General features: G+C 72.5%; 25 protein-coding genes and 1 tRNA gene. 13 read left to right on the top strand and 13 right to left on the bottom strand.

Features of this window, described 5'->3' with window-relative positions; genetic code table 11:
* The first annotated feature begins 418 nt into the window (after positions 1 to 418).
* Positions 419 to 1,804 (top strand): transcriptional regulator, encoded by a 1,386-nt coding sequence (locus D7318_RS06755; RefSeq protein WP_147437633.1) that lies wholly within the window; start codon positions 419 to 421, stop codon positions 1,802 to 1,804.
* Between the two features lie 120 nt (positions 1,805 to 1,924).
* Here D7318_RS06755 and D7318_RS06750 read toward each other — a convergent pair whose 3' ends face one another.
* The 6 genes from D7318_RS06750 to D7318_RS06725 form a co-directional block, all read right to left on the bottom strand.
* Positions 1,925 to 2,824, bottom strand: a complete 900-nt coding sequence (locus tag D7318_RS06750) for a hypothetical protein (protein WP_147437632.1) — start codon at positions 2,822 to 2,824, stop codon at positions 1,925 to 1,927.
* Between the two features lie 256 nt (positions 2,825 to 3,080).
* Positions 3,081 to 9,554 (bottom strand): type I polyketide synthase, encoded by a 6,474-nt coding sequence (locus D7318_RS06745; RefSeq protein WP_120695938.1) that lies wholly within the window; start codon positions 9,552 to 9,554, stop codon positions 3,081 to 3,083.
* A gap of 62 nt (positions 9,555 to 9,616) precedes the next feature.
* Positions 9,617 to 10,939: a beta-ketoacyl synthase N-terminal-like domain-containing protein gene (locus tag D7318_RS06740; protein WP_120695937.1), complete on the bottom strand. Its 1,323-nt coding sequence runs from the start codon at positions 10,937 to 10,939 to the stop codon at positions 9,617 to 9,619.
* A 30-nt stretch (positions 10,940 to 10,969) separates the two neighbouring features.
* Complete coding sequence (locus tag D7318_RS06735; protein WP_120696099.1) at positions 10,970 to 11,164, bottom strand: DUF5988 family protein; 195 nt, start codon at positions 11,162 to 11,164, stop codon at positions 10,970 to 10,972.
* A 196-nt stretch (positions 11,165 to 11,360) separates the two neighbouring features.
* Positions 11,361 to 12,416 (bottom strand): IPT/TIG domain-containing protein, encoded by a 1,056-nt coding sequence (locus tag D7318_RS06730; RefSeq protein WP_183091272.1) that lies wholly within the window; start codon positions 12,414 to 12,416, stop codon positions 11,361 to 11,363.
* 182 nt (positions 12,417 to 12,598) lie between these two features.
* Positions 12,599 to 13,342, bottom strand: coding sequence for an IPT/TIG domain-containing protein (locus tag D7318_RS06725; protein WP_120695935.1), 744 nt, complete (start codon positions 13,340 to 13,342; stop codon positions 12,599 to 12,601).
* A gap of 1,158 nt (positions 13,343 to 14,500) precedes the next feature.
* Between D7318_RS06725 and D7318_RS06720 the strand changes: the two genes are divergently transcribed.
* The gene (locus D7318_RS06720; RefSeq protein WP_408055452.1) at positions 14,501 to 14,806 is read left to right on the top strand and encodes a hypothetical protein; all 306 of its coding nucleotides are present in this window, start codon (positions 14,501 to 14,503) and stop codon (positions 14,804 to 14,806) included.
* Between the two features lie 30 nt (positions 14,807 to 14,836).
* On the opposite strand, the gene D7318_RS06715 is transcribed toward D7318_RS06720, so the two are convergent.
* The 5 genes from D7318_RS06715 to D7318_RS06695 form a co-directional block, all read right to left on the bottom strand.
* The gene (locus D7318_RS06715) at positions 14,837 to 16,120 is read right to left on the bottom strand and encodes a glutaminase (RefSeq protein ID WP_120695933.1); all 1,284 of its coding nucleotides are present in this window, start codon (positions 16,118 to 16,120) and stop codon (positions 14,837 to 14,839) included.
* Positions 16,121 to 16,138: 18 nt separating this feature from the next.
* On the bottom strand, positions 16,139 to 16,531 hold the full coding sequence (locus tag D7318_RS06710) for a GNAT family N-acetyltransferase (RefSeq protein WP_120695932.1): 393 nt from the start codon (positions 16,529 to 16,531) through the stop codon (positions 16,139 to 16,141).
* Positions 16,532 to 16,658: 127 nt separating this feature from the next.
* Complete coding sequence (locus D7318_RS06705) at positions 16,659 to 17,327, bottom strand: NADPH-dependent F420 reductase (protein WP_120695931.1); 669 nt, start codon at positions 17,325 to 17,327, stop codon at positions 16,659 to 16,661.
* Positions 17,324 to 18,391, bottom strand: a complete 1,068-nt coding sequence (locus D7318_RS06700) for an LLM class flavin-dependent oxidoreductase (RefSeq protein WP_120695930.1) — start codon at positions 18,389 to 18,391, stop codon at positions 17,324 to 17,326. The genes D7318_RS06705 and D7318_RS06700 overlap by 4 nt, the downstream gene beginning before the upstream one ends.
* Before the next feature lie 105 nt (positions 18,392 to 18,496).
* A complete protein-coding gene (locus D7318_RS06695) occupies positions 18,497 to 19,492 on the bottom strand; it encodes a pirin family protein (RefSeq protein WP_120695929.1) in 996 nt (331 codons plus the stop codon).
* Between the two features lie 137 nt (positions 19,493 to 19,629).
* Here D7318_RS06695 and D7318_RS06690 point away from each other — a divergent pair, with 137 nt between their 5' ends.
* From D7318_RS06690 to D7318_RS06655, 10 genes are all read left to right on the top strand, one after another.
* Positions 19,630 to 20,127, top strand: a complete 498-nt coding sequence (locus tag D7318_RS06690) for a carboxymuconolactone decarboxylase family protein (RefSeq protein WP_120695928.1) — start codon at positions 19,630 to 19,632, stop codon at positions 20,125 to 20,127.
* 226 nt (positions 20,128 to 20,353) lie between these two features.
* Positions 20,354 to 21,013 carry a hydrolase gene (locus tag D7318_RS06685; protein WP_120696098.1) on the top strand — a complete coding sequence of 220 codons (660 nt, stop codon included), beginning with the start codon at positions 20,354 to 20,356 and terminating at the stop codon, positions 21,011 to 21,013.
* A 1-nt stretch (position 21,014) separates the two neighbouring features.
* Positions 21,015 to 21,242 (top strand): ABC transporter substrate-binding protein, encoded by a 228-nt coding sequence (locus D7318_RS34885; protein WP_220729527.1) that lies wholly within the window; start codon positions 21,015 to 21,017, stop codon positions 21,240 to 21,242.
* 14 nt (positions 21,243 to 21,256) lie between these two features.
* The gene (locus D7318_RS33325; protein WP_220729525.1) at positions 21,257 to 21,703 is read left to right on the top strand and encodes a type 1 periplasmic-binding domain-containing protein; all 447 of its coding nucleotides are present in this window, start codon (positions 21,257 to 21,259) and stop codon (positions 21,701 to 21,703) included.
* Between the two features lie 199 nt (positions 21,704 to 21,902).
* Positions 21,903 to 22,211, top strand: a complete 309-nt coding sequence (locus tag D7318_RS06675) for a GNAT family N-acetyltransferase (protein ID WP_120695927.1) — start codon at positions 21,903 to 21,905, stop codon at positions 22,209 to 22,211.
* Between the two features lie 31 nt (positions 22,212 to 22,242).
* Positions 22,243 to 22,665, top strand: coding sequence for a (4Fe-4S)-binding protein (locus D7318_RS06670; protein ID WP_120695926.1), 423 nt, complete (start codon positions 22,243 to 22,245; stop codon positions 22,663 to 22,665).
* A gap of 47 nt (positions 22,666 to 22,712) precedes the next feature.
* Complete coding sequence (locus D7318_RS06665; protein ID WP_120695925.1) at positions 22,713 to 23,633, top strand: NADP-dependent oxidoreductase; 921 nt, start codon at positions 22,713 to 22,715, stop codon at positions 23,631 to 23,633.
* Between the two features lie 68 nt (positions 23,634 to 23,701).
* Positions 23,702 to 23,854 carry a MoaF-related domain-containing protein gene (locus D7318_RS32690; protein ID WP_183091273.1) on the top strand — a complete coding sequence of 51 codons (153 nt, stop codon included), beginning with the start codon at positions 23,702 to 23,704 and terminating at the stop codon, positions 23,852 to 23,854.
* A 3-nt stretch (positions 23,855 to 23,857) separates the two neighbouring features.
* On the top strand, positions 23,858 to 24,247 hold the full coding sequence (locus tag D7318_RS06660) for a nuclear transport factor 2 family protein (RefSeq protein WP_120695924.1): 390 nt from the start codon (positions 23,858 to 23,860) through the stop codon (positions 24,245 to 24,247).
* A 118-nt stretch (positions 24,248 to 24,365) separates the two neighbouring features.
* Positions 24,366 to 25,217: an alpha/beta fold hydrolase gene (locus D7318_RS06655; protein ID WP_120695923.1), complete on the top strand. Its 852-nt coding sequence runs from the start codon at positions 24,366 to 24,368 to the stop codon at positions 25,215 to 25,217.
* Between the two features lie 29 nt (positions 25,218 to 25,246).
* Here D7318_RS06655 and D7318_RS06650 read toward each other — a convergent pair whose 3' ends face one another.
* Positions 25,247 to 25,714: a MarR family winged helix-turn-helix transcriptional regulator gene (locus D7318_RS06650; protein ID WP_120695922.1), complete on the bottom strand. Its 468-nt coding sequence runs from the start codon at positions 25,712 to 25,714 to the stop codon at positions 25,247 to 25,249.
* A gap of 126 nt (positions 25,715 to 25,840) precedes the next feature.
* Here D7318_RS06650 and D7318_RS06645 point away from each other — a divergent pair, with 126 nt between their 5' ends.
* Positions 25,841 to 26,509, top strand: a complete 669-nt coding sequence (locus D7318_RS06645) for an MBL fold metallo-hydrolase (protein ID WP_230423448.1) — start codon at positions 25,841 to 25,843, stop codon at positions 26,507 to 26,509.
* A gap of 18 nt (positions 26,510 to 26,527) precedes the next feature.
* On the opposite strand, the gene D7318_RS06640 is transcribed toward D7318_RS06645, so the two are convergent.
* Positions 26,528 to 26,601 (bottom strand) — tRNA-Ile (locus tag D7318_RS06640).
* Positions 26,602 to 26,663 lie beyond the last annotated feature (62 nt).

Here is a 26,663-nt window from a genome sequence, read left to right as displayed (position 1 = left end):
TTCCGGCGGCGCACGTCGGGCTCGGACGGGTCGCCGATGAACGCCGCGCTCCGCGGCGCGTTGCGCGCGCACTCCATATGTGTCGCCCTGACGCGAAGCCGGGCGGAAATTCAGGCCACAACCATATCGGTCGCCGTGTCGCGGGAAAGCCTTACCGCTTTGCCCCGATACCGGCGGCGCGTCAATTGCGTCGTGGGCGGCGGCGAAGGGAAATGCCAGGTGTGCGCTGAGCGTGTGCGGCGCGGTCCCTCATACCCCGAACCCTACGGATGTCAATCCGGGCGCGGGTTGTGCCGGTAAATCCTGGTGCGGAGAATGTCCTTCGGCGGAAGCGGCACACCAGCGCGTTGAACAATAGGAATTAACTATCACCATGACTGCGACGTGTGTGCGAACGGGTTTGCCTGGGAGGAGAACCATGGCTGCGCGGCCACTTGCCGATCGTCAGATGAACCAGCGGCTCGAGGCGTTGATCGAGGAGGCGGGGATCTCCCACGCCGGGCTGGCCCACCGGGTGAACCTGCGAGGCAGGAACGTCGGGCTCGACCTGCGGTACGACAAGACCTCCGTGAGCCGCTGGCTGCGCGGTCAGCGGCCCAGGGGGCGGACGACCACGTTGATCGCCGAGGTCCTCAGCGAGAAGCTGGACCGCACGGTGTCCCTCGACGAGATCGGCATGGCCTTCGGCAGGAGCCTGGCCAGCGGCGTCGGGCTCCAGTTCGCCGCGGACGTGCCGTCGGCCGTGGAGAACGCGTGCGAGCTGTGGCTCAGCGACGCCGACCCGCGGGGCCTGCTGTTCAGCTCCACCGTGTCCGTCTCGGCGCTCATCGGCCCGAGCCGCGACTGGCTCATCTGGGCCCCCGACGCCGATGTGGCGCGCGTCGGGGGCTGCGAGGTCGGGGCCTCGGACGTGGAGGCCGTGCGCGCCACCACGCAGGCGCTCGGCAGGCTCGACTGCCGGTTCGGGGCGGGGCACGGGCGCCCGATCGCCGTGCACTACCTGAACACCTTCGTCTCGGGGCTGCTGCGCGGCTCCTACTCGGACGGGGTGGGGCGCACGCTGTTCGCCGAGGTCGCGCAGCTGACAATGCTCGCGGGCTACATGGCCCTCGACGTCGACAGGCCGAGCCTGGCCCAGCGTTACTACATCCAGGCGCTGCGGATGACGCAGATGGCGGGGGACCGCGCGCTCGGCAGCCTCGTGCTCGCCCTCGGCATGAGCCGCCTCGCCCCCGACCTGGGCCACCCCAGGGAGGTGCTCCAGCTCGCGCTCGTCGCCAGGGAGGGGGCGCACGGCCTCGGCGCGGCGACCAAGTCCGCCTGCCACGCCGCGGAGGCGCGCGGCTATGCCCTGCTCGGTGACGCCCGCTCCTGCGGAACGGCGGCGCAGCGGGCCGTCGCCGCGCTCGGCGACGCGGAGCAGGCCGTCAGGGGGGAGGGGATCATGGCGTTCGACCGGGCGTTCCTCGCCCAGGAGCTGGCGCACTGCTACCAGGACCTCAACCAGCCGTCGGAGAGCGCGCACTGGGCGCGCGAGGCGCTGGCCGCCCACCCGCCGCACCGGGTGCGCCAGCGGGTGATCGTCTCGCTGCTCCTCGCGGGCGCCGAGGCCGAGCGGGGGAACCCTCGGCAGGCGTCGCACGCGGCGACGGGGGCGCTCGAGCTGATGACGGGGCTCCGCTCGCACCTGTGCGTCAGGTATCTGCGTGACTTCACGCGGCGGCTGAGGACCTGCGGGGACGCCGCGGCGACGGAGGAGTTCAACGCCCTGCTCTCCGACAGCGGGATCCCCGTGCAGGCGTGAAGGGGGGCGGGGCGGGGCGCGGGGGAACGCCTCTCCGGGCAGGGCCGCTCGCCCCGACCCGCGGTCGGGACGTCGCTGCGGGCCCTGCCCGGAGAAGTGCGGGAGCCGTGGACGGCTACCTCAGTTGAAGCAGTTGGGAACGGGGTCGGGGCTGCCCGTGCAGTTGCCCGGGGTGTTCCCGAAGACGGGCGAGAGCGTCAGCGTGACCGTTCCGCCGTCGTTGGAGATGCCACCGGGGGCCGTGTCGGCCCGGTTGCCCTCCACCACGCCGAGGTTCACCGTCACGGTGCCGCCCACGGTGGCGATCCCGGCGCCCGAGCCGTCGTCGGCCGTGGCCGTGTTGGAGGCGATGCCGCTGGCCTCGATCGTGACGGTCCCGCCGTCGTTGAGCAGCCCGCCGCCGAGCGCGGCCGTGCCCGTCACCTGGTTGCGGTCCACGGTGGAGGCGCGCAGGGTCGCGGTCCCCTCGGTCAGGATGCCGCCGCCGCCCGTCGCCGCCGTGTTGGTGGTGATCCTGCTGGCCGCGTCCACGGACAGCGTGCCGGTGCTGGCGATGCCGCCGCCCTGCCCGTCGGCCGAGCTGCCGCTCACCGTGCTGGCGTTGACGGTGAGGTCGCCCTCGTTGAGGACGGCGCCGCCGTTGCCGGTCACCGATCCTCCGCTGAGGGTGAGGACCGAGAGCTCCAGGTCGCCGGTCGCGGCCACGTGGAAGAGGCGGAAGTCGGGGGCGGTGGCGCTCCTGGTGATGGTCGTGCCGGTCCCCAGGATGTCGATGTCCGAGGTGATCGGGGGCAGGCCGTCCTCGCCGCTGTACGCGGCCGTCAGCGTGTAGGTGCAGCCGGTCGCGAGCAGGAGGTCGCCGCCCCCCGCGGTGTTCGCGTCCTCCACCGCGTCCACCAGCGCGGTGACCGAGCACGGCACGAGGGTCGGCAACGCGGCGGCCGGGGGCACGGTGCCCAATGTCAGGGCCGCGCCCACGGCGCCGATGACGGCCAGTGGAGAGATTCTGCGAGATTTCACCTTTTCCTCCTCGATTAATTCCCGGGCATGATCGACCCGGGTTTTCTTCTCGTTTATTGAAGCAAGGGCGAGGCGTCGTAGGAAGGCGCGAGAAATGCGCGTCGATGCATCCGGGTATGCCGCGGGGTCGAATGCTATGAACACAAGAGCGCCGGAGTGTTCCCGCTTTTCCGGCCATTCTGTGGGCCGAAAAGGAAAGGGCCCGGGAAACGCGTGTCGCGTTTCCCGGGCCGCGGCGGCGGCGCGGCGGATCGGCTCAGGAGAGGTCCACGCCGAGCCGCTCGGCGAGGGCCCCGGCGAGGGACTCGAGCGTCGGGTGCCCCCACACGAAGTTCCCCGGCAGGCGCAGGCCGGTGTCCCGTTCGAGGCGCACCCGCACCTCCGTGGCCAGCAACGAGTCGAACCCCAGGGCGCGCAGCGGCGTCCTGGGGTCGATCCGCCGGTCGTCGACGCGGAGCACCGCGGCGATGTGCCCCGACACATGGCGCTCGATCGCGTCGCGCCGCGCGAGGCCCGTCGGCAGCGAACGCAGCAGCGCCGACAGCCCGTCGGGGGAGTGGCCCTCCGCCGCGCCGGGAACGGATTCCGCGGCGGATTCCATGGATTCCGCGGGTCCCATGGATTCCCCGGATTCCGCCCCCGGTCGCGCATCCGATTCCGCGCCCGGCCCGGATTCGGCTGCTCGGCGCGCCGGTAGCACCTCGGAGAAAAAGGGGATGTCGCGCGCGTCCGCCGGAATCCAGGAACGCGGCTCCCCGGGAATGACACCGGTCATGACCCTGCGGTGGGCCAGCAGTTTTCCCAGGGCCCGCAGCCCCTCGGCCGTCGAGATCGTGGCATGGCCGCGCTCGGCGAAGTCGGTCGCGGCGCCCACCTCCCCCCAGGGGCCCCAGTTGACCGCGAGGGTCGGCATCCCGCGGGCGGTCCGCAGCGCCGCGAACGAGTCGAGCCAGGCGTTGGCCGCCGCGTAGCTCGCCTGGCCCCGGTTCCCCAGCAGCGAGGCCATGGAGGAGAAGACCACGAACCAGTCGAGCGGCGCGCCCTCCGTCGCCAGGTGCAGGTTCCAGGCCCCGGTCACCTTGGGCGCCCACACCTGGCGGAGCTGCCGCTCCTCCAGCGTGGTCAGGGCCGCGTCGGCCAGGACCATCGCGCAGTGCACGACCCCGCGCAGCCGCCGTTCGCGCGCCGTCGCCGCCCCGACGATCCTGGCGGCGGTCGCGGGGTCGGCGATGTCGCCGAGCACGACCGACACCTTCGTCCCCGCCCGTGACAGCTCGTGCAGCGTGCGGGCCGCCGCGAGGCTCGGCGCGGTGCGGCCGTTGAGCACCACATGGCCCGCCCCGCGCTCGCCGAGCCAGCGCGCGCACGCGAGGCCGAGGCCGCTGAGCCCGCCGGTGACGACATAGCTGCCGTCGCCGCGCACCTCGGGCCCTTCGTCGGCCCGCGCCGCGGTGGTCTCGCCCGCGTCGGGCACGGTGAGGACCAGCTTGCCGATGTGCCGGGCCCCGGCCATCAGCCGGAACGGCGTGCGCGCGGCCTCGATCGGGAACGCCTGGTGGCCGAACGGTCTGAGCCTGGCGTCGTCGAACGCGTCGAGCACCTCACGCAGCAGCGCCCCGAACAGGTCGCGGCGCGAGCGCCAGAGACCGATCAGGTCCACCGAGCCCAGCGTGATGTTCTCCCGCAGCGGCGCGAGCCCGAGCGGTGTGTCGGCCAGGATGTCGCGGACGCCGAGCTCGACGAACCGGCCGAAGGGGCGCAGCGTCTCGAGACCGGCCCGGATCGCGGGCCCGGCCAGGGAGTTGAGCACGACGTCGACGCCCTCGCCGCCGGAGAGCTCGCGGACGCGGCGCCCGAAGTCGAGCGAGCGGGAGTCCAGCACGTGCGCGATGCCCATGCCCCGCAGATGGCGCCGCTTCTCCTCGCTGCCCGCGGTGGCGAGCACCTCGGCGTCGAGCAGCCGGGCGACGGCGATGGCCGCGAGGCCCGTGCCGCCCGTGGCCGAGTGGATGAGGACCCGCTCGCCCGCGCCGAGGCGCGCCACGTGCCGCAGCGCGTACCAGGCGGTGAGGAAGGACAGCGGCAGCCCGGCCGCGGCGACCGCGTCCATGCCACGCGGCACGGGCGCCACCGCGTCGCCCGGCACGGTGACGAACGACCCGAACGCGCCGCCCTCCATGGCCAGGGCGAGCGCCTCGTCCCCCTCGGCGACATGCCCGACGCCGGGCCCGACCGCCGTCACGACCCCGGCGCACTCGAAGCCGATCCGGTCGCGCGCGTCCTCGCCGCCCGGCAGGAGGCCGAGGGCGGTCAGGACATCGCGGAAGTTGAGGCCCGCGGCCCTGACCCGCAGCTCCACCTCGCCGGGCCCTGGGGCGCGCCGCCCGGTGGCGACGGGCGCCAGGCTCTCCAGGTCGCCGAGCCGCCCCACCCGCAGCCGGAACCCGTCCACGCCGTAGCGCACCACCCGCGTGCCCGCCGCGGCGCGCTCCCCCTCGCCGATCGGCGCGCGCACCAGCCGGGCGACGTGCCGCTCCGCGCCGCGCAGGGCCACCTCGTCATCGGGCCCGCCCCGCACGATCTCCCCGGCCGCCGCCGTGGCCCACCCGTCGCCGGGGTCCGCGTCGACCAGGGTGACCCGCAGCTCCGGGTGCTCGAGCGCGGCCACGCGGACCACGCCGCGCAGCGCGCCCTGCGCCGGATCGGGCACGTCGTGCGGGGCGACCGCGCACGCCCCCCGCGTGACCGCGTACAGCCGCGGCGGCTCGGTCGGCGTCGCGGTGACCGCGCGGGCGGCGGCCAGCAGCGCCCGAACGTTCCGCAACGCCGCGCCCGTCGGCTCCTCGTCGGCGGGGCGCCCGGCGCACAGCAGGACCAGGGCGCGGGGCGCGACGTCGGCCAGGCGCAGCCGTTCCCCCAGCTCCTCCGCGAGGCGTTCGACGCCCGCGCCGTCCTCGGCGACCGCACCGTCCTCGGCCCCCGCGCCGTCCTCGGTGCCCGGCCACAGCTCGACCGGGGAGCCCGCCGCCCGCAGGGCGTCCGCGAGCGACGCGGCCGCCGCCCCGTCCTCGCCGAGGAGCACCGCGGGTCCCGGGTCGCCCGCGCCAGGCCCTGCGGGCCGCCGCGCCCACGCGACGCCCATGAGCCAGCCGTCCTCCGCGTGCCGCGGCTCCCGCTCGGCCCGGTGGGCGAACCGCAGCCCGTCCATGGCCAGCACGGGCCGCCCCGCGCCGTCGAGGAGGCGCACATCCCCCGTGAAGCCGTCCGCGTTCACCTCGAACACGTGCGCGTGGCCGTACTCCGCCGCCTCGGGCTCGCCGAGGATCCGCAACGACCGCGCCCCGACCGGCAGCAGCGGACGCGCGCCGTGCTCGGGGACGATCCGCGCGGCGACGAGCTGGGCGCACAGGTCGAGCGCCACCGGGTGCACGGCCAGGCCACGCGCCACGCCCCGCGCCTCGGGCGGCAGCGCGAGCCGCGCCCAGAAGCTGTTCCAGGTGCGCGACGCGTACAGCTCATCGATGCCGCGGAACGCCGCGCCGTGCACGATGCCCCGGGCGCGCAGCCCCGCGTACAGGTCATCGGGCGGGACGGCGCGCGGGTGGCGCAGCGCGAGCGCCCTGACGGAGGCGGGCGCGCCGCCCCTGGGCGCCGCCGAGCGCCGCGCCATGGCGGAGGACCTGCGCACCCAGGCGTCGTCGTCGCCGCGCCCGAAGATCTCGCAGCGCGCGCCGTCCGCGCCGGTCGGGGTCACCACCGTGCTCACCACCGCGCGCCCGCCGAGCGGCTGGAGCTCCTCGAAGCGGAGGTCGGAGACCTCGATCTCGCCGAGGGCGCCCCCGAGCACCTCGTGGGCGCACGTCAGCGCGAGCGCGCCGGAGAACGCGCCGGGGAGCGCCGGGGCCCCGTAGACCTGGTGGTCGGCGAGCCACGGCTGGGCCGCGGTCCCGAGGTCGGCCCGCCACACGTGGCGCACCGGGTCGCCCGGCGCCTCCGTGCGGTCGCCCGGCGGGGTCCGTTCCGCGGGCGCCCGCGCGGGCGTGGCCGCGGTCCCCGGGCCGACCGGGCCGACCGGGCCTGTCGGCGCCGCCCAGTGGCGCCTGCGGTCGAACGTCATGGGGGGCGCGTCGACGAGGGCGCCGCCCGCGTGGCGCCGCGACCAGTCGACCGCGGTCCCCGCGCAGTGCAGCGCCGTCAGCTGCTCGAGCAGCGTCGCCGGCTCGTCCTCGCCCCTGCGGAGCGTGGGCAGCACCACCGGGTCGTCGATCAGCCCGGCCAGGGACTGGACGACGGCGGGCGCGACCACCGGGTGCGGCGAGACCTCGACGAACACCGGATGCCGGTCCGCCGCGGCGGCGGCCAGCGCCGCCGTGAAACGGACCGGGCGCCGCAGGTTCGCGCACCAGTAGGCGGCGTCCAGGACCGGCGTCGCCCGCGTCGTCTCCGACACCGTCGAGTAGAAGGGGACCAGGGGCGGCCCGGGGCGCAACTCGGCGAGCGCCGCGCGTAGATCGGGCAGCAGCGGATCCACGTGGGGCGAGTGGGACGCGACGTCCACCGCGATCCCCGCGGCCGGGACGCCCCGCGCCGCCCAGCCCTCCACCAGCCGCTCGACCTCCGCGGCGTCGCCCGACACCACCGTGGTGCCGGGCGCGCTGAGCACCGCGACCGAGACGGCGCGCCCCGAGAGCTCGGCCTCCACGGCGTCCGCGGGCAGCGACACCGACGCCATGGCGCCCGCCCCCGCGATGCGGTCCAGCAGCGCGGACCTGCGGCAGATGACGCGGACGCCGTCGGCGGGCGACAGGGCGCCGCACACCACCGCCGCGGCCACCTCGCCCATCGAGTGCCCGATCACGGCGGCGGGATCCACCCCGTGGGAGCGCCACACGGCGGCAAGGCCCAGCTGAACGGCGAACAGCACCGGCTGGACCCGCGCGCACCCGGTCACCGGGGCGCCGTCGCGCACGACGTCCAGGACCGAGAAGCCCGCCTCGGCGGCGATCAGCGGATCGACCTCCGCGAGCGCCGCCCGGAACGCGGGCTCCGCCGCGAGCAGCCCCCGCCCCATCCCAGGCCACTGCGAGCCCTGGCCCGAGAACACCCACACGGGCCGCCGCGCCACACCGGCGGCCACGGAGCCGACCACGGTGCGGGGGCGCGGCTCGCCCCTGGCGAACGACCGCAGCCCGCCCAGGAGTTGATCCCGCGACGCGGCGAGCACGCCGAGCCGCCCGCGCCCCGCGCCGCGGCGCAGGGCCAGCGTGTGCGCCAGGTCGCCCAGCGGCACGTCGGCGCCCTCGTCCGTCTCCAGCCAGTCGGCCAGGCGCTCGGCCGCGGCGGGCAGCGCGGCGGCCGACCCGGCGGCGACCAGGAACGCCTCGGGGGTGGCCACGCCGGTGCGGGGGCGCGGCACGCGCGGCCCGGCCGCCTGGCCCGGGGCCCGTTCGAGCACCACGTGGGCGTTGGTCCCCGAGAACCCGAACGACGAGACGGCCGCCAGCCTCGGCCCCTCGCGCACGGGCCACTCCGTCAGCTCCGTGGGGACGAACAGGCGGGTGCCCTCGGGGTGGATCTCCGGGTTCCAGGCGCGGAAGTGGAGGTTCGGGGGGATCCGTTCGCGCACCAGGCAGCTCACGGCCTTCAGCAGCCCGACGATCCCGGCGGCGGGCTCCAGATGCCCGAGATGCGTCTTCACCGAGGTGAGGGCGCAGCGGTCCCTGCCGGTGCCGTAGACCTCGGCGAGCCCCGAGAACTCGACCGGGTCGCCCACCGGCGTCCCCGTGCCATGGGTCTCCACCATGCCCACGTCACCCGGGTCGACGCCCGCGCGGGCCAGCGCCTCCCGGTACACCGCGCGCTGCGCGGCTGCCGAGGGCGCCGCGAGGCCCTCGGACGCGCCGTCCTGGTTGAGGGCCGTGCCACGGACCAGGGCGAGGATCCGGTCCCCGTCGTCGAGGGCGTCGCGATGGCGCTTGAGAACGACGACACCGCACCCCTCGCCCCTGACGAAGCCGTCGGCGGCGGCGTCGAACGTGCGGCAGCGGCCCGAGTCCGACAGCATGCCCATCCGTGCGAACGACCGGGTGGTGCGCGCCTGGAGCACCAGGCTCACGCCCCCGGCGAGCGCCAGGTCGCACTCCCCGGCGTTCAGGGCGTGGCCCGCCAGGTGCAGCGCCACGAGCGACGACGAGCAGGCGGTGTCGAGCGCGATCGAGGGGCCGTGCAGCCCGAGCAGGTAGGAGATCCGGCCCGGTGCGACGGCGTGCCCGTTGGTGAGGACCGAGCCCGCGAGCTCCTCGGGCCGCCCGGCGAGGCGGTCCATGTAGTCGGTGTAGCTCAGGCCGGTGAACACCCCGGTCGGGGTCCCGGCGAGCGACTCCGGCGGGACGCCCGCGTGTTCGAGCGCCTCCCACGCGACCTCGAGGAGCAGCCGGTGCTGCGGGTCGAGGACGTCCGCCTCGCGGCCCGACACCCCGAAGAAGTCCGCGTCGAAACGCGACACGTCCCGCAGATAGCCGCCCTCGGGGGGCCCCGAGCCCGGCGCGTGCCCCTCCCACAGGTCCGCGCGCCCGGGCGGCGGGAGCCCCACGGCGTCGCGGCCCGTCACCATGAGCCGCCAGAGCGCGGCGGGGGAGTCGACGTCGCCTGGCAGTCGGCATCCCATGCCGATCACCGCGATGGCCTCGTGGGGCGCGCCGCCGACCGGCGCGTCTGTCCGCTTCCCCATGGATTCCTCCTCGTTGTTCCTTGCACAGGGCTCCTGGCATCGGGGGCGGGCGGCCCGAGGCGTCACGCGGGGTCGGGGCCGCCCAGGAGAATGGCGTGCTTCACCCCGCCGACCTGGTAGTTGAGGGTGAGCGCGCGGTCGAAGTCGAGCCGTCGCGCCCGGCTCCCCGGCACGGGGTCGAACGGCAGGCCATCGGCGGGCTGTTCGCAGTTCGCGGTGGGACAGACCTCGCCGTTCTCCATCATCAGCAGCGTCAACGCCACCCCGAGGCAGCCCGCGGGCGCGCCGTTGTGGCCGAAGCAGCCCTCCTGCGAGGTCATCAGGACGCCGGAGTCGGGGCCGTACAGCTCGGTGATGGCGTTGGCCTCGAAGGCGGTCACCGTGGTGTTGCCGTCGCTGCCGCCGTGCACATAGGGGATCTCGTCCGGGCTCCAGCGCCGCCCGAGGCACGCGCGGACGGCGGCGACGAGCTCGGCCCCCGACTCGTCGCTCGCGAGCGGATTCGCCAGGCCGTCCCTGGTCATGCCGCACGCCAGGACCTGCCCGTAGGCGGGCGCGCCCCTGCGGTCCGCGTGCTCGCGGCTCTCCAGCACGAGCGTCGCCGAGCCCTCCCCGTGGTTGATGCTGACGGCGCGCCGGTCGTAGGGGCGCATGAGGGAGAGGAAGGAGGGCAGCAGGTCGGGCATGCCGTCCGACCTGATGTCGTCGTAGGTGTGCTGGGCGCCCCGCAGCAGGCGCTGGATGTTCTCGATGAGGTCGACGTTGAACGCGTCGACGCCGGTGACGAGGGCGACGTCCACCTCGCCCCAGGCGATCATGCGGCGCGCGTTCGCGATCTGCACGGCCGACGAGGCGCATCCGCAGGAGACCGTGAAGCTTGGCCCGGCCGAGCGCGTCAGGGCCGCCTGCACCAGCGCGACGTCCGAGGGGGTCACCGCCTGCTGCGCGGCCACGAACATCTCCATGGCCTCGGCGGGTTCGGTGGTCAGGGGGTCGGCGTGCAGGACCGAGAGATAGCTGCCGACGTTGGTGTCGACGGATCCGCGGCCGACCAGCACGGCGGCCCTGGCCAGCGCGTCGGACGCGATGTCGAGCCTGGCGTCGGCGCACGCCTCGACGAGCGAGACCAGGCCGTAGCGGTGCACGGGGGTGTAGTGCCGGGAGAAGAACGCCGGGACGCCGGGCAGCCGCTCGTCGAACATCGCCGGGGTGAGCCGCACCGCCCCGAAGTACACCTCTCCCTGGAGGAGGGCGGTCTGCCCGTGCGAGGCGACGCGCCACACGTCGTCCGCGGTGAAGGTCGGCCCCGTCGGTCCAGGGAGGCAGAATCCCAGCCCGGTGACCACCGCGTCCCTCGCCTGCATGCCCTGGGCGGTCGAGGTCATGGCTGCTCCTTTTCCGGGAATGGGTCGCCGCTATTCGGCGATGAATGTGCGGCGGCGCCATCGGTACACGGGAAGCGCCGAACCCTGGAACACCCTGTACTCCTCGGCGAAGCTGAAATGCTCATATCCATTCCCATGCTGAATCTTCAGATTCTCCTGATCGCGCACCTGAGGCGCCGTCCATAACCTCGGTAGGTCAAGCGGTCCCCCGATGAGGAACACCATCGTTGTCACGTCGGCTCCTTCCGTATGAATTATTTCCCGTCCACCGTACGTGCGGCGAAGGAAACATGAAAGGTGGTGTGGATTCATCGCGGGGTGGTACAGGGTGCATGGGGCGAATTCAGGGGACAAAAAATGAAGGCACGCCTCTTGGCAGAGGCGTGCCTTCAATGCGATTGACGGGAGAGGAAATCGCCCGTCAGATTTCGGGGGGCGGCACCCGGGTAAAGGTCACGGACGGACTCGTGCCCCCCGACGCGACGACCGTGACGGCCACGGGCCCCGCGGGCCCGGGCGGCACGACGGCCGTGAGATGGGTGTCGGACAGCACGGTGAACGCCGCGGGCACCGCGCCGAACAGCACGGTCGTCACCCCGGTCAGGCCGCTCCCGGTCAGCGTCACCACCGTGCCCCCCACGAGGGGCCCGGACGCGGGGCTGATCGCGGTGAGCTGCGGCGCCGACACATAGACGTACGCCAGTCCGTTGCTCGTCCCCGAGGGGGTCGTCACGGTGACCGGCACGGTCCCGGCCGCGCGCGGCGGCGCGACCGCCGTCACCTGCGTGTCCGAGACGACGGCGAACGACGTGGCCGGGCTCGACCCGAACGTCACGGCCGTGGTGCCCAGGAGGCCCGTGCCCGTCAGGGTGACGGTGGTGCCGCCCGCCACGGGGCCCGACGGCGGGCTGAGCGCGGTCAACACCGGCTCCGCCGCGTAGAAGTAGAGCACCCCCGGGTCGGTGGTGCCGTCGGCCGTGGTCACCGTGATCTCGACGGGGCCGGGAAGGCCGGGCGGGGCGACCGCGACGATCCGGGTGCCGGACTGGACGGTGAACGACGTCGCCGGGACCGTGCCGAACAGGACGGCGGTCGCCCCGCCGAGCCCGGTGCCGGTGAGGGTCACGGCGTTCCCGCCCGCTACCGGCCCACGCGTCGGCTGGACCGATGTCAGGGTCGGCAGGTCCGCCGTGACATAGCGATAGGTGACGTTCTGGGTGCTGGTCCCCCGCTGGGTGGTCACGGTGACCCGGACGGTCCCGGTCCCGGCGGGCACGACGGCCGAGATCCGGGTGCTCGACGTGACGTCGAAGTCCGGGGACGCCTGGCCGCCGAAGCGGACGGCGGTGACGCCCTGGAATCCCGTTCCGCGCACCTGCGCGGTGTTCCCGCCGGTGGCGGGGCCCGACGAGGGCGACACGGAGGTCACGGTGGGTGCGGAGGGCGGGGGCGGATTCGGGTTGTCTGATTCGCTCACGATGGGTTCCTCGATGATCCCTTGAGAAGATTCCCTTGAGAACTTGAGAAGGAGCCCCGGCCGGTGCGGGACCGCCCGGCCGGGGCCCGGGGCGGAGGGCCGGGGTGTCCCGGCCCCTCGTGGACGCGTGCGCTGGTCGACGCGTGCGCTGGTGGACGCGTTCGCCGTGACGCCGGTACCGGTCAGATGCCGGGCCCCGCGACATAGGTGTACGCGCCGACCGCCGTGTCGCTGCCGCCGTCGTTGGTGAGCACGACGTCGACCGCGCCCGCGGCCCCCGGCGGGGTCAGCGTCGTCACCGTGCTGTCGGACACCACGGTGAACGGCGCCACGTTGCCGCCGAACGTGACCGACCCGGTCGTGGTCAGGCTGGTCCCGGTGATGGTCACCGCGGTGCCGCCCGAGGTGGGCCCCGAGGCGGGGTCCACGTCCGTGATCGTCGGACCGTCCACGTACACATAGGTGACGCCGTTGTGGACGCCACCGGCCGTCGTGACGCTCACGCCCACCGGCCCGGCCGCCGCTCCCGCGGGGACCACCACGGTGAGCTGGCCGTCGTTGACGACGGTCGGGACGGCCGTCGACGCGCCGAAGCTCACCGAGGACGCGGTGGTGAGCCCCGTGCCGGTGATGGTGACGACGTTGCCACCGGCCGTGGGCCCGGAGAGCGGGTCGACGCCCGTCTTGAGGGGCGCCGGCACGTAGAAGAAGGGCAGCGGGTTGCTGGTGCCGCCCGGCGTCGTGACCCGCACGTCGACGACGCCCGAGCCCGAGGGCGACACCACGGTGACCGACGTGGGGGAGTTGGCCGTGATCGTCGCCGGCTTGGTGCCGAAGCGCACGGCACTGGCGTTGGACAGGTTGGTCCCCGTGATGATGACCGAGGTCCCACCGCCGGACGGCCCCTGGTTGGGTGAGATGGGCATGATGATGTCTCCCTTGCTGAACCGGATGGTGCGCGGAACGATGCCGCTGAACGGCGCGCGGAACGGTGCCGTTGAACGGTGCGCGGATCCGGACGACAGGCCACGGCTGCCCTGGGCGCGGGAATTCCATGGACGCCGGTCACCGAATCCGGGTGAGTCGGCTCCTGGAGCGGATGGGCGGACCGCTGTGCGGAGCGGCGAGAAGGAGAGGTCCCCGGTCTTTTCCTCGGCACCCGGAAATGCGGAGCGCGCGAGGATCCACGGGGCGAACCGGGCGGCGGAGAGGGTCCGCACCGGTCGGTGCCTGAAGGCACCGACCGGCGCGTCCAATCCCTCTCGGAGATTGCCCATATGATGCTCGCCGACTACCGGTGCCGGGCACTCTCGGCGGAAACCGGCGAATACACCATCCTCCCCGGAGAGGGTGGGCTGCCCGCCGGTTGGACATGTCCAATAAGCCACGCAGGTGAAAAAGCCGCAAGGGCTCGCACCCGACGCCACTCGAATGCGGGAGCGCGCGCCGTTCGTCTGTACCACCGGACATGTGTCGGCAGGACAAGGATGCCACCGAGTACCACCGCGCGGCGGGACGGGCGCCGAGGGGGCGTTGGGACGGGGAACGACCTGGCCACGCGGCCCGGGCGGGGCCTCCCCGTCGACCCCACCCGCGCCGGGCGCGGGGTGTTCAGGGGGCGAGCGGCGTCCGCAGGCCCGGACGCCGCGAGCAGCCCCTCGACGAAGGCGGCCCAGGCGTCGAGCCGCGCGCCATGGGTGGGCTGGTCCTCGGGCCGGTCCAACGGGCCGAGCCCCTCGAACGCCCGCCTGATCGGGGCGGGGGCCCATGGGCCGCCGTGGCGCACGACGAGCCCGGCGATCAGCTCGGGCAGGGGAGGGGGCGTAGTCGCAGTAATAACGCGACGGACGGGGGTCGGGTTCATGGCTGGAGGGAAACGTGAGTTGGACTGTGCAGCTCCTGGGCACAGCTTTCCTCGCTCGCTGATGGTCTCGTGATGGTGGGGGACATCGTTGACCGTGAAGCAGTCGGCGAGAGCCACGTGTGAAGACCGCCGGGGCGGTTCACGGGGGGAGATTTTCCCGTCGATCCCGAGCCATTGCGTTTCTTACCGCTGGAACATCTCACCGAATTACCGTGATGCGGTGGACTATGTTCGAGGGGTGGAGAATCCTGAGATCGTCATCAGACTCACCCCGGACGAGGCGTTGGTCCTGTCGGACTGGCTGGAGCGGGTGCAGATGACCGACCTCGGTCGTCTCGTCGGCGATCCGGCGGTCTGGGCGCCCCTGCACCGCATCGCCGGGACGCTCGACAGGTCGCTGGTGGGGATCTTCGCCGCGGACTACGCCGAGCGTCTGGAAGCGGCCCGCCGCAGGCTCGGCCCGGCTCCTGACGACGGTGAGGGTGAGGGCGCGGACGCCGGGCGCGAGGCGCCGCGGGGACCGTGAACCGCCGCCCGGCCCCGGGCCACGGCGGAATCACGGCTTGTTCGTCACGACGTGTTCGATGTCGTTGACCACGGTGACGCGGCCACCATCGCCGGGATCGGGACGGGGGACGATCGTTTCCGGGTCGACGAGGTAGACCTCGTGGCCGTCCAGCGTGAGCCGACGCGTGACCTCGAGCAGCATCCGCCGTGCCACGTCGTCGATCGAATAGACCATGGTGAGGTCCAGCGCCACCCTGGCTTCCCGCGGCGCGGTGTCCATGGTCTCCCGAACGATTCTCTCGGCTCCGGCGAAGCGGATCCCCCCTTGCAGCTGGAGGACCCGGATCGCGTGCGGTCCGCTGCCGATGACGTGGTTGGAGCGCACGACCGCGCGCGCGGCGGCCGGGACCTCCATCACATGCAGGCCCATGTCGGAGGAGAATCGCTCGAACAGCGACACCCCGCGAACGCTGTTCCCGTGGGGGTCGAGGCGTGGCGAGAACGTGGCGATGCCGATCTGGCCGGGGAGCGCGCCGATCAGGCCCCCGGCCACGCCGCTCTTCGCCGGGATGCCGACCTGGGTCGCCCAGTCACCGGCCGCGTCATACATGCCGCACGTCAACATGACGCTCAGCACCTGACGCACCACCGGCTCGCGTATCACTCGCTCACCCGAGAGGGGATTGACCCCGTGGTTCGCCAACGTCGCGGCCATCATGGCCAGATCCCGCGCGGTGACCAGCACGGAGCACTGGCGGGTGTAGCCGTCGACGGCGGCCCTCGGGTCCTCGGTGAGGATGTCGTGGCTGCGGAGCATGTGGGCGATGGCGAGGTTGCGGTGCGCGTGCTCCAACTCCGACGCGCACACCGCCTCATCGATCCGCAGCGGACGACCGGCGAACGCCGAAAGGCCGTGGACCACGCGTTCCACGCGCTCCGCGGGCTTCAGTTCCCCCGACCCGGCCAGCGAGTGGGCGGTGATCGCACCGGCGTTGATCATGGGGTTGAGGGGGCGCCCGGTATCGCTTTCGAGGGAGATCTGGTTGAACGCCTCTCCCGATGGCTCGACACCGATTCTGGCGAGCACGGGGTCGAAGCCGCGATCGGCCAGTGCCAGCGCGTAGGCGAACGGCTTGGAGATCGACTGGATCGTGAACTCGGTGTCGATGTCGCCCGCACCGTAGACCTGGCCGTCAACGGTGGCGAAGACCGCGCCGAGGCGCTCGGGGTCCGCTGCCGCGAGCTCGGGGATGTACCCCGCGGGCTCCCCCGAGGTGTCCGACTCCACATCTCCGAGTGCCTCGGCCAGGTAGTCGCGAATGACCGACCGCATGTGTCCTCCTCCGGGATCTCATGCCCCGTTCCGCGCGGCGCGCGTGGCCAGGGCGATGTCGGCGGGTGTCGCCCGGCGGAACACGCCGCCACTCGCGACGAATTCGTCACCGTGCCTCTTCAGGTGACGGGCGAACAGCGGGCACACGGGCACGACGGTGAGGTTCTTGCGCACGCTGTCCGCGAGCGCCTCACGCACCAGCAGCCCGGCCAGACCCCGGCCACCGAACTCCTGGTCCACCTCGGTGTGGAAGAAGATCCGGACGCCGTCCGCTCCGGGAGCGTCGACGAAGTCGGCCCTGCCGACGGGTGATCCATCGGCGAGCTTCACGGTGTAGGCGCTGATCGGCCCTGTGACATCGATCCCGACCGTCACGGGCGCGCCGGTGGTGTCGAAGAGTCCCTCGGTCATCCGGCTCTCCTTTCGTGGGACGGCGTCGCGGCGCGGGCCACGACCCTTCCCGTCGCTGAGTCGTCGTGCGGGAAACGGTGGGGGACCGGAGGCGGTCGGGTGTCCGGCCGAGGTGCTGACCTTCGGTTCATGGGCGCTCCTGGAGTGTGGCCGGGGCGGGGGCGCTGGTGAGAGCGCGAAGCCGGTCGGCGTCGACGTTGGCGCCGAAGGCGGGGGTGCCGGGCTCGAGCCGGACGCCCGCCGCGAGGTCACCGATGGCGAGGGGGTCGAATCCGAGCGTGTCGACCAGCTCCGACACGACGGTGAGATCCTCGGGCGAGTCACCGGCGAGCGCGATCGCCTTGCGGCCGGGGCTGCCGACCGGGCGGGCCCCGTCCTCGAGGTCGTGGTAGCCCATGTGGTTGAGGGCTTTCACGACGCGCGCGCCCGTCAGGAACCGCTGCACGACTTCGCTCGACGAGGCGCCGGGCGGCAGGATCGTGTCGCGGGGACCATCGACCTCCCACCAGTGGTTCATCGCGTCCACGGCCAGCTTCCCCGCCAGCTGCGGGACCGGGAGGTCGCGGTGTCTGCCGAGCGGCAGGGCGAGGATCACCACGTCGGCGGCCTCCGCGGCCTCGGCCGACCACACGGCGGTCGCGCCGGGGGTGAGGATCTCGGTGGTCAGCGCGATCTTCGCGGGGTCACCGGATCCGGAGACGAGGACCCGGTACCCGGCTGCGACCGCCAGGCGCGCCAGGACGGTGCCGACCTTCCCGGCCCCCAGGATCCCGACGGTGGAGACGGGCGCGGTCATCGTGCCGCGCCCGCCGCGGCGGGCTGTTCGGCCAGGAGCTCGCGGACCCGGGGGATGACCTGGGTGCCGTACAGCTCGACCGAACGCAGCCGGGCGGTGGCGGAGACGGTGCCGGCCGCGGAGTAGATCATGTCGAACCGGCCCGCGTCCAGCGTCCGGATGGCATGAGCGATCTTGGCGGCGACCGTCTCGACCGAGCCGACGTACAGCGACCCGCGCGCCACCTCGGCGTCGAATTCCTCCCGGCGGATCGGCGGCCAGCCGCGCAGCGCCCCGATCCGGTCGCGGATCTCCCGGTACCCGGGGTAGAACAGCTCCCTGGCCTCTTCGTCGGTGGTGGCGACGAAGCCGGGCGAGTGCATACCGACCGGCCGCGCGTCGGTGCCGAACTCCTCGCTCGCCCGTCGGTACAGATCCACGTAGGGGGCGAAGCGATCGGGGGCGCCGCCGATGATGGCGAGCATGAGCCGGAAGCCGTAGTGGGCGGTGCGGAGGATGGACTGCGGTGTCCCGCCCACCCCGACCCAGGTGTTGAGGCGTCCCGATTCGGTCTTCGGGTACACGTCCGCGTCGTGCAGGGCGGCGCGGGTGGTGCCCTCCCAGGTGACCGGCTTCTCGTCGAGGAGCCGGTGGAACAGGTCGATCTTCTCCTCGAACAGCACCTCGTAGTCCTTGAGGTCGTACCCGAACAGGGGGAACGACTCGGTGAACGAACCCCGTCCGAGGATCACCTCGGCGCGGCCTTCGGAGAGCGCGTCGAGGGTCGCGAACCGTTGGAACACCCGCACCGGGTCGTCCGAGGACAGCACCGTCACCCCCGAGGCGAGCCGGATGCGCCGCGTGGCGGTGGCGATGCCCGCCAGCACCGTCTCCGGGCTGGAGATCGCGTACTCAGGCCGGTGGTGCTCGCCCAACGCGACCACGTCGATGCCGACCTGATCGGCGAGGACCGCCTCGGTCACCGCGGCGCGGATCGCCTCCGCGTGCGAGACGATCTCACCCCGGTCGTTGCGTGGCCGGTCCCCGAAGCTGTCGATACCGAACTCGATCCGCGAAACATCCATCGCGTGCCGCTCCTTCGATGTTCTCGTTCTGTGCTGTTCTGTTCTGTTCCTGTGTGATGTCCCGTGTGGCGGGTCATGTCGGCCGTGTCATCGCGGTCATCGCGGTCATCGCGTGCCCTTCCGGGGCGGGTTCGCTCGCGGCCTGATGGTGGCGTTGGGCAGGGCGGGGGCGGGCAGCCGGTCGCCGTGGTAGCCCTCGACGGTGCCGAAGCGGTCGGTGCCGTCCTGCCAGGCGGCGCGGGCCCTGAGGATGTCGTCATGGCTGCGGCCGATGAAGTTCCACCACATGACGATCTCCTCATCGAAAGGCGGTCCGCCGAGCAGGAGCGTCCGGGCCGCCTCGTCGGAGGCGTTGGTCAGCGTGAGGGAGTCGTTCCCGGTGTCGAGATGGCCCAGCTCCGCCCGGCGCACCAGCGAGTCGGCCATGCGGACCTGGCCGTGGTCGACGAGGAGACCGTGCTCGAAGCCGGGATCCACGGCGAGGGTGACCGTGGCGTGTGGCCGCAGGACGATCTCGGCGCCGAGCAGGGGGGTGAAGGTCCGCACCGGGGATGTGACCCCGGCGAGGGAGCCGAGGAAGACCCTGGCCTCGGCCCCCTCGAGGCTCAGGGGGTCGGGGATGTGGTGCTGGAAGTCCCTGGCGGCGTCGCGGTGCGCCTCGGGCAGTGCCACCCACAGCTGGACACCGTGCAGCACCGTGGTCCGCGGGGTGGAGACCTCGGAGTGGGCGATGCCGTGCCCGCCCGTCATGAGGTTCAGCTCTCCGGGCCTGATGAGGGCATGGCTGCCCAGGCTGTCCCGGTGCTCGACCTCCCCGCTGAACAGCCAGCTCACCGTTTGCAGGCCGGTGTGCGGGTGCGGGGGGACATCCATCCCGCTCGTGGCGGCGACATCGTCAGGGCCGAAGTGATCGGCGAAGCACCAGGCCCCGATCAGCGTCCGGGCCCGCTGCGGCAGCGTGCGCCGCACCGTCATCGCCCGCGGGCCGCCGAGCGGCACCTCACGCGGGGCCAGGACCTCCACCCGCGGCGCCGTTCCCCGCTCGCCGTCGGCCGGTGCTCCGCAGCTCAGCACGGCCGGCTCCGCCTCGACGTTGCTCACCGCTGACCGCCTTCCACTCGATCGACGTCTAGTTTATGTGTCAACTACCATCGTGGGTCGAAGGTACACCCTGATCCACCGCGCCACGACACGGTGGAACGAGCGCGGCCGTCGGCGGCCCGAAGAAGGAGCCCGGAGTGAGCGACCCGACCCCTGAACCCGAGGCTCGGCGGATCTTCGTCGACAAGCAGAGCCCCGAGCCCTATCGCGCGCTGCTCCGGACCTCCGAGGCGGTCGGCGCCGCCGCCGCCGACGCGGGCCTTGAACGCGCGCTCGTGGAGCTGATAGACCTCCGCGTCTCGCAGATCAACGGCTGCCCCTACTGCCTCGACCTGCACACCAGGGCCGCGCTGCGCGTCGGCGAGACCACCCAGCGCCTCGGCGTGCTGGCCGCCTGGCGGCACACGGACCTGTTCACGCCGCGCGAGCGCGCCGCCCTCGCCCTGGCGGAGGCCACCACCCATCCCGCGGACGACGCCCTCCAGGAGGCCGCCTACGCCGCCGCCCGCCGGGTGCTCACCGACGACGAGATCTCCGCGGCGATCTGGGTGGCGATCACCATCAACGCCTTCAACAGGGTCTCGATCATGAGCAGGCATCCCGTGCGCCGGAGCTCCCAGCGGTCACCGAGGTGACCCGCGCCCCCGCCCGCGCCGTTCCGTCCGTGGTCGTCGAGCGGCGGCAAACCCCCGGCCCAGGGCGCTAGTTGACACCTCAACTAGCGGCACCTAGCGTAGATGACGCGTCAACCACATGGTGGGGTCCGCCCGCCGGTCGGCCATGAGCGACCGCGCCGCAGGCATCGGGATGCCGGTGCACTGCCCGAGGCCCCTGGACGCGAAGCGCCAGAAAGGGAATCCCGTGAGCACTGAGACCAGGGCCGGACTCGACGCGCTGCTGACGCCCGAGGAGAGCGTCCTCGTGCTGATCGACCACCAGCCGTTCCAGTTCGCCAACCTGCACAGCCACGAGCCGACGCTGATCGTCAACAACGTCGTCGGGCTCGCCAAGGCCGCCAAGGTTTTCGACGTCCCGACGATTCTGACGACCGTTCTTGAGGAGCGCGGCGGCCTTCTCCTCCAGGATGTGCAGGACGTGTTCCCCGAGCAGCAGCCGATCAACAGGACCATCATCAACACCTGGGAGGACCAGCGCGTCGTGGATGCCGTCAAGGCGACCGGGCGCAAGAAGCTGATCATCGCCGGCCTCTGGACGGAGGTCTGTGTGGCGATGCCCGCCATCCAGGCGGCGGGCGAGGGCTTCGAGGTCTACGTCGTCACCGACGCCTCGGGCGGTGCCTCGAAGGAGGCCCACGACATGGCCGTGCGGCGCATGATCCGGGCGGGCGTGGCTCCGATCACCTGGCTGGCCGTGATGAGCGAGTGGCAGCGCGACTATGCCCGCGAGAAGACCCTTCCGGGCCTCACCGAGGTCTTGCTTCAGCACGCCGGTGCCACCGGCGTGGCGTTCGCCTGGGAGACGCAGCTCCTCGCCACGGGGCGGACCGGAGACGGCGCCTGACATGACTGCCGCACCGGCTCCCCTCCGTATCGGGTACTGCCTGTCGCTGACCGGTTCCCTCGCGGACAACAGCCGGTCGGCCCGTCTCGCCCATGAGATCTGGCGCGAGGACGTCAACGGCCGAGGCGGACCGCTCGGCCGCCCTGTCGAGTTCGTCCGCCACGACGACCAGGGGAACGCCGACGTCGTTTCCGGATCTACGAGGTTCCCGGGATCTACCAGCGGCTGATCGACGAGGACGAGGTGGATCTCGTCATCGGCGGATACGGCACCAACGCCCTGCTGCCCGCCACGCCGTTGATGGTGGAGCGGGAGCGCTTCTTCGTCGGGCTCATGGGCCTCGGCGTCAACAACGCGCTCCATTGTCCGAGCTACTTCGCCATGATCCCCACCGGGCCCGACCCGAACGCCGCGCTCACGGAAGGGTACTTCGCTCTCGCCGCGGAGCAGAAGCCCCGGCCGGAAACCGTGGCGCTCGTGCGTGATCGGCCCGCAGAAGTGGTCGCCCAGGCCGTCGAGGCGACGGGCGGTCTCGACGACGCGAGCCTCTCGGCGTACGCACGGGAGGCGACCTTCCGGACCGTCATGGGCGATGTCAGGTTCGGGGTCAGGGGCGAGTGGTCGCGGCCGCGTGTCCTCCAGGTCCACGGCCAATTCAGGAACTACGCGGAGGGTCTCACCGAAGAGTGAAGGAGGCCGACCGCGGCCTTGGGGACGGGTTGCCGGACATCCCGGCAACCCGTCTTCGGCCGCCCGGGCGCTGACGGCGGCTGAGGCTGAGGCCGCGGCATGTGGACGTCGGCCCGCCCGCGGCCTGAAAAGTTGATGCATCAACCAGGTGGGGCTAGTGTGGGGAACGAGGCCCACGCGGAGGACACATGGAGGACACATGGCCGTGGAAGTGAGCGACGTTCCCGGAGGCAAGCGGTACGAGGCCCGGGTCGACGGGGAGTCCAAGGCCGCGGGCGTCGCGGCGTACATCCGCACGACGGAGCTGATCGCGTTCGTGCACACCGAGGTCGCGCCGGAGTACGAGGGCAGGGGAGTCGGGTCGGCGCTGGCCCGCACCGCCCTCGACGAGGCGCGCGCCGCGAACCTGCGGGTGCTGGCCACCTGCCCGTTCTTCGCGGGGTGGATCGCCAGGCACCCCGAGTACCAGGACCTGCTGTACCAGTCCCGCAGCAAGGTCAGCGACTGAACAGCAGGGGACGGCGGCGAAGGAGGCACGTATGAGCGAAGGAACCGGGAAGAAGGCGTACGAGGGCCGGTCGATCACCGTGACCTTCGAGGCCAGGCGCTGCCTGCACGCCGCCGAATGCGTCAACGGCCTGCCGGAGGTCTTCGACACGGCCGCGCGCCCGTGGATCCGGCCCGACGGTGCCGAGGCCGGGCGCCTGGCCGAAGTGGTGCGGCGCTGTCCCTCGGGTGCGCTGCGCTACGAACTCGCGGACGGCGGGTCGGAGACCCCGGACCGGCCCACGCGGATCACGCGCGACGCCACCGGACAGCTCGTCGTGCGCGGCGAGTTGAGCGTGGACACGCCGGAGGGCCCGCGCGCCGAGAGCAGGGCCGTGCTGTGTGGCTGCGGGCAGAGCCGTCTTCAGCCGTACTGCGACCACGCGGGGCCCTGCGGCCGGACACCGCCGGGCTGACCCACCCCCCACGCGTCATTGCCCCGGAAGGGCCAGGATTCGAGCAGATGTCCCTTGCAGTGCAGTTCTCCGAGTACGGCGCCACCGATGTGCTGCGTGTCGTCGATGTTCCGCCGCCCACCGCCGGCCCTGGCCAGGTGCGGCTCGCGGTGCGGGCCGCGGGCGTCAACCCGATCGACTGGAAGATCCTGCATGGCCACCTGAGCCAGGTGATGCCCCTCGACCTCCCGGGCGGCCTCGGGTCCGACGTGGCCGGTGTGGTCGACCAGGTGGGGGAGGGCGTGACCACCTTCAGCGTGGGCGACGAGGTGCTGGGCGCCTCGATCACCCCGTCCTACGCCAGATCCGCGCTCGCCGACCCGGCCGTGCTGGTCGCCAGGCCGCCCTCCGTCCCGTGGGAGGTGGCCGGAGCCCTGGCCGGCGCGGGCATCACCGCCTGGGAGGCGCTGAACAAGCTCGAGGTCGCCGAGGGGGAGACGCTCCTGGTCCATGCCGCCGCCGGTGGTGTGGGCACGTTCGCCGTGCAGTTGGCCGTCGCCCGGGGCGCGCGCGTCATCGGCACCGCGAGCGAGGGCAACCACGAGCGGCTCCGCTCCCTCGGCGCGGAGCCGGTCACCTATGGCAAGGGGCTGGTCGAGCGCGTACGGGCCGTCTCCCCTCGGGGAGTTGACGCGGTCCTCGACGCCTCGGGGCGCGGTGAGATCCCGGACTCGATCGAGCTCGCCGGTGGCCCGGCACGCGTCCTCTCCCTCGTGGCCTTCGACGCGGCCGGGAGCGGTATCCGGATCCACAGGACCGAGCCGGGAGCGGGCGGGCGCCGAGCGCTCGGGGAGATCCTCGCCCTCATCGAGGCGGGACGGCTGCGGGTGCCGATCCAGCGGGCGTATCCCCTGGGCGAGGTGGCGGCCGCCCTTGAGGTCAGCCGGTCGGGGCACCTGAGCGGCAAGCTCGTACTGCTCCCCGGGTGAGGGCGCGGGCGCGGCCTTGCGCGTTCAACTAAATGCTCGGGGGTCAGAACACACGATGAGGGGGCGTCATGAGCGAGCGGCCGGTAGGGAGGAGCTTCAGGTTCGACCTGGGCGGCGCCACCGTCACCCACGTCGAGGATTTCGCCAACGGGACGCTGTGTTCCAACGTGACGGTCGACGGCACCCTCCACCACCTTGTCGCAACCATGGAAGAGGCATGACCCATGACCGGACCTACCGCGGCCGACCAGGCTGAGCGCAACACCGCGATCGTGCTCACCGCCATGCGAGAGCTCTTCACCGAGAAGGACCTCACCGCGCTCGACCGGTACTGGGCCGAGCCCTATGTGCAGCACAGTCCCCGGATGCCCAACGGTCTGGACACGCTCCGTGCCACGGTGCCCGACCTGGAGGGCTTCTCGTGGGAGCCGCAGCGGATCGCCGCGCAGGGCGACCTCGTCTTCACCCACAGCGTCGTGCACGGCTGGGCGCCCAACCCCGTCGTCATCGTCGACATCTTCCGGCTGGACAACGGCCGCATCGTCGAGCACTGGGACGTCATCCAGGACCTCACCTCCCCAGAGGCGACCGTCAGCGGCAACCCGATGGTCTGACACCGGTCCAGGAGCAGGCAAGGAACACAGGGGATCCGATCCCCCGGGCCTCGAAGCCCACAACGACTCGAAGTCCGCAACGACTCGAAGCCCACAACGACTCGAAAGGGACAAGCACATGGGATACATCACCGTAGGGAACGAGAACAGCACGCCGGTCGAGCTCTATTACGAGGATCAGGGCGCCGGTCAGCCCGTCGTCCTCATCCACGGATACCCACTGAACGGTCACAGCTGGGAGCGCCAGACGCGCGATCTCCTGGCCGCCGGATACCGCGTCATCACCTACGACCGTCGGGGCTTCGGAAAGTCGTCGAAGGTGAACTCCGGGTATGACTACGACACCTTCGCCGCGGACCTGAACACCGTGCTCGAAACGCTCGACCTTCGCGACGTCGTCCTTGTGGGCTTCTCGATGGGCACGGGCGAGATCGCCCGCCTTGTCTCACGATTCGGGCATGAAAGGGTCGCCAAGCTCGCGTTCCTGGCCTCGCTCGAGCCCTTCCTCGTCGCCCGGGACGACAATCCCGAGGGTGTGCCGCAGGAGGTCTTCGACGGAATCGAGGCAGCGGCGAAAGGCGATCGGTACGCCTGGTACACGCAGTTCTTCTCGAACTTCTACAACCTCGAGGAGAACCTTGGCGGCCGGATCAGCCAGGAGGCCGTCACCGCGAGCTGGAACGTAGCGGTGTCGAGTGCCCCCGTGGCGGCCTACGCGGTCGTTCCCGCCTGGATCGAAGACTTCCGCGCCGACGTCGAAGCGGTCCGCGACAGTGGCAAGCCGACCCTGATATTGCACGGCACGGCCGACAACATCCTCCCCATCGACGCCACCGCCCGCCGCTTTCGACAGGACGTGCCCAAGGCGGAGTATGTGGAGATCGAGGGCGCACCCCACGGGTTGCTCTGGACGCACGCGGATGAGGTCAACGCGGCCCTGCGCTCCTTCCTCGGCGTGCGGACCCCCTAGGCACTGGCCCGAGCCATCCATCCGATCGGTCAGTCGGGCTGCTTCTCCATGTGCGCGATGACGCGGTCCGAGATCCGGGCGAGCGTGTCGAGTTCTTCCTGGGTGAGGGCGTCGATGAACAGTCGGCGGACGTGTTCGACGTGCACGGGCGCGGCCTCCTCGATCGCCTGGTAGCCGGCCGGGGTGGCGACGATGAACGCTCCGCGTCCGTCCTCGGGACATTCCTCCCTGGCCACCAGGCCGCGCTTCGCCATCCGCCCGACCTGGTGGGACATGCGGCTCTTCTCCCACTCCACCAGCTTGGCCAGGTCCAGGAAGCGGATCCGTCCGCCGCCGGCTTCGGTGAGCTTGGCCAACACGATGTAGTCGGCGGCGGACATGTGGGAGTCGGCCCTGACCTGGCGGGTGAGTCGTCCCATGAGCTTCTCGTGCATGCGGATGAAGCTGTCCCAGGCGGCCTTCTGCTCCGAGGTGAGCCAGCGAGGCGTTGCGTTCATGGAGGGAGCGTAACGAAATTGTTGACAGCTCATCTATCCTGGTGACGCGGCGAACTCACGCCTTTTTGCCCCGTGCGCCGAGCCGAGGCGGCACGCCGACCCGGGCGAGGTCCACGGTGGCGCTCCGTGGCGGCCCTTACGGTGCACCCACAGCCGGATCAGCCGATCACGGAGGGCCGAGCGCTGCCCCAGCACCTGCGGCTGACCCTGCTCGGGGTCGGCGCCATGAACTCGCCGCGGTTCGCGCCCGCGGGGCTGCTGGTGCGGCACGCGGGCCACGCGGTGGTCCTGGACGGCGGTCCCGGCGCGGATCCGCCCCGGCGGGTGGACGCCTGGCTGGTCACCGACGAACAGGCCGAACTTCGCGCGCCGCTGCGGCGGATGGCCGCCGAGCGCGGCCTCGTCCCGCGCGCCGCCGACCTCACCCTGGGCGCGCTCCGGCTGCGCGCGTGCCCGGTCGTGCACACCTCGCACCCCACCTTCGGGTACCGCATCGAGCTGGACGGCCTGCTGGCCGTCTGGGCGCCGGAGTTCCGCCGGTTCCCGGCCTGGGCCGCGGGTGCCGATCTCCTCTTCGCCGACGGGTCCTCATGGACGCGGCCGATCACGTTCCGCGGCGGCGTCGGCGGCCACGCCAGCGTGCGCGAGGTCGGGGCGGAGGCGGCAAGACACCGGGTCCGGCGCCTGGTGTACGCCCACATCGGTCGGCCCTGCATCCGCGCGATGGACGCGGGGCAGGCCCCCGAGCCCGGTGAGTGGGGCCGCGAGGGCCGCACCTACACCCTCTCCGGCTGAGCCCCCGGGGGCCGGGGGTGGGGCGGCTGGGACTCGAACCCAGGACCGACGGATTATGAGTCCGTTGCTCTAACCGGCTGAGCTACCGCCCCGTGACGGCGTGCCGCGCACATCTGTGCGCGCCGTCTGCCGCAGCATAGCTGCTCATACGATC

This window comes from Streptomyces radicis, assembly GCF_003626575.1.
In the GTDB taxonomy this organism is placed as follows: Bacteria; Actinomycetota; Actinomycetes; order Streptomycetales; family Streptomycetaceae; genus Streptomyces; species Streptomyces radicis.
Note: the sequence above shows the minus strand (reverse complement) of the source record. Positions and strands in the feature narration are given on the sequence as shown.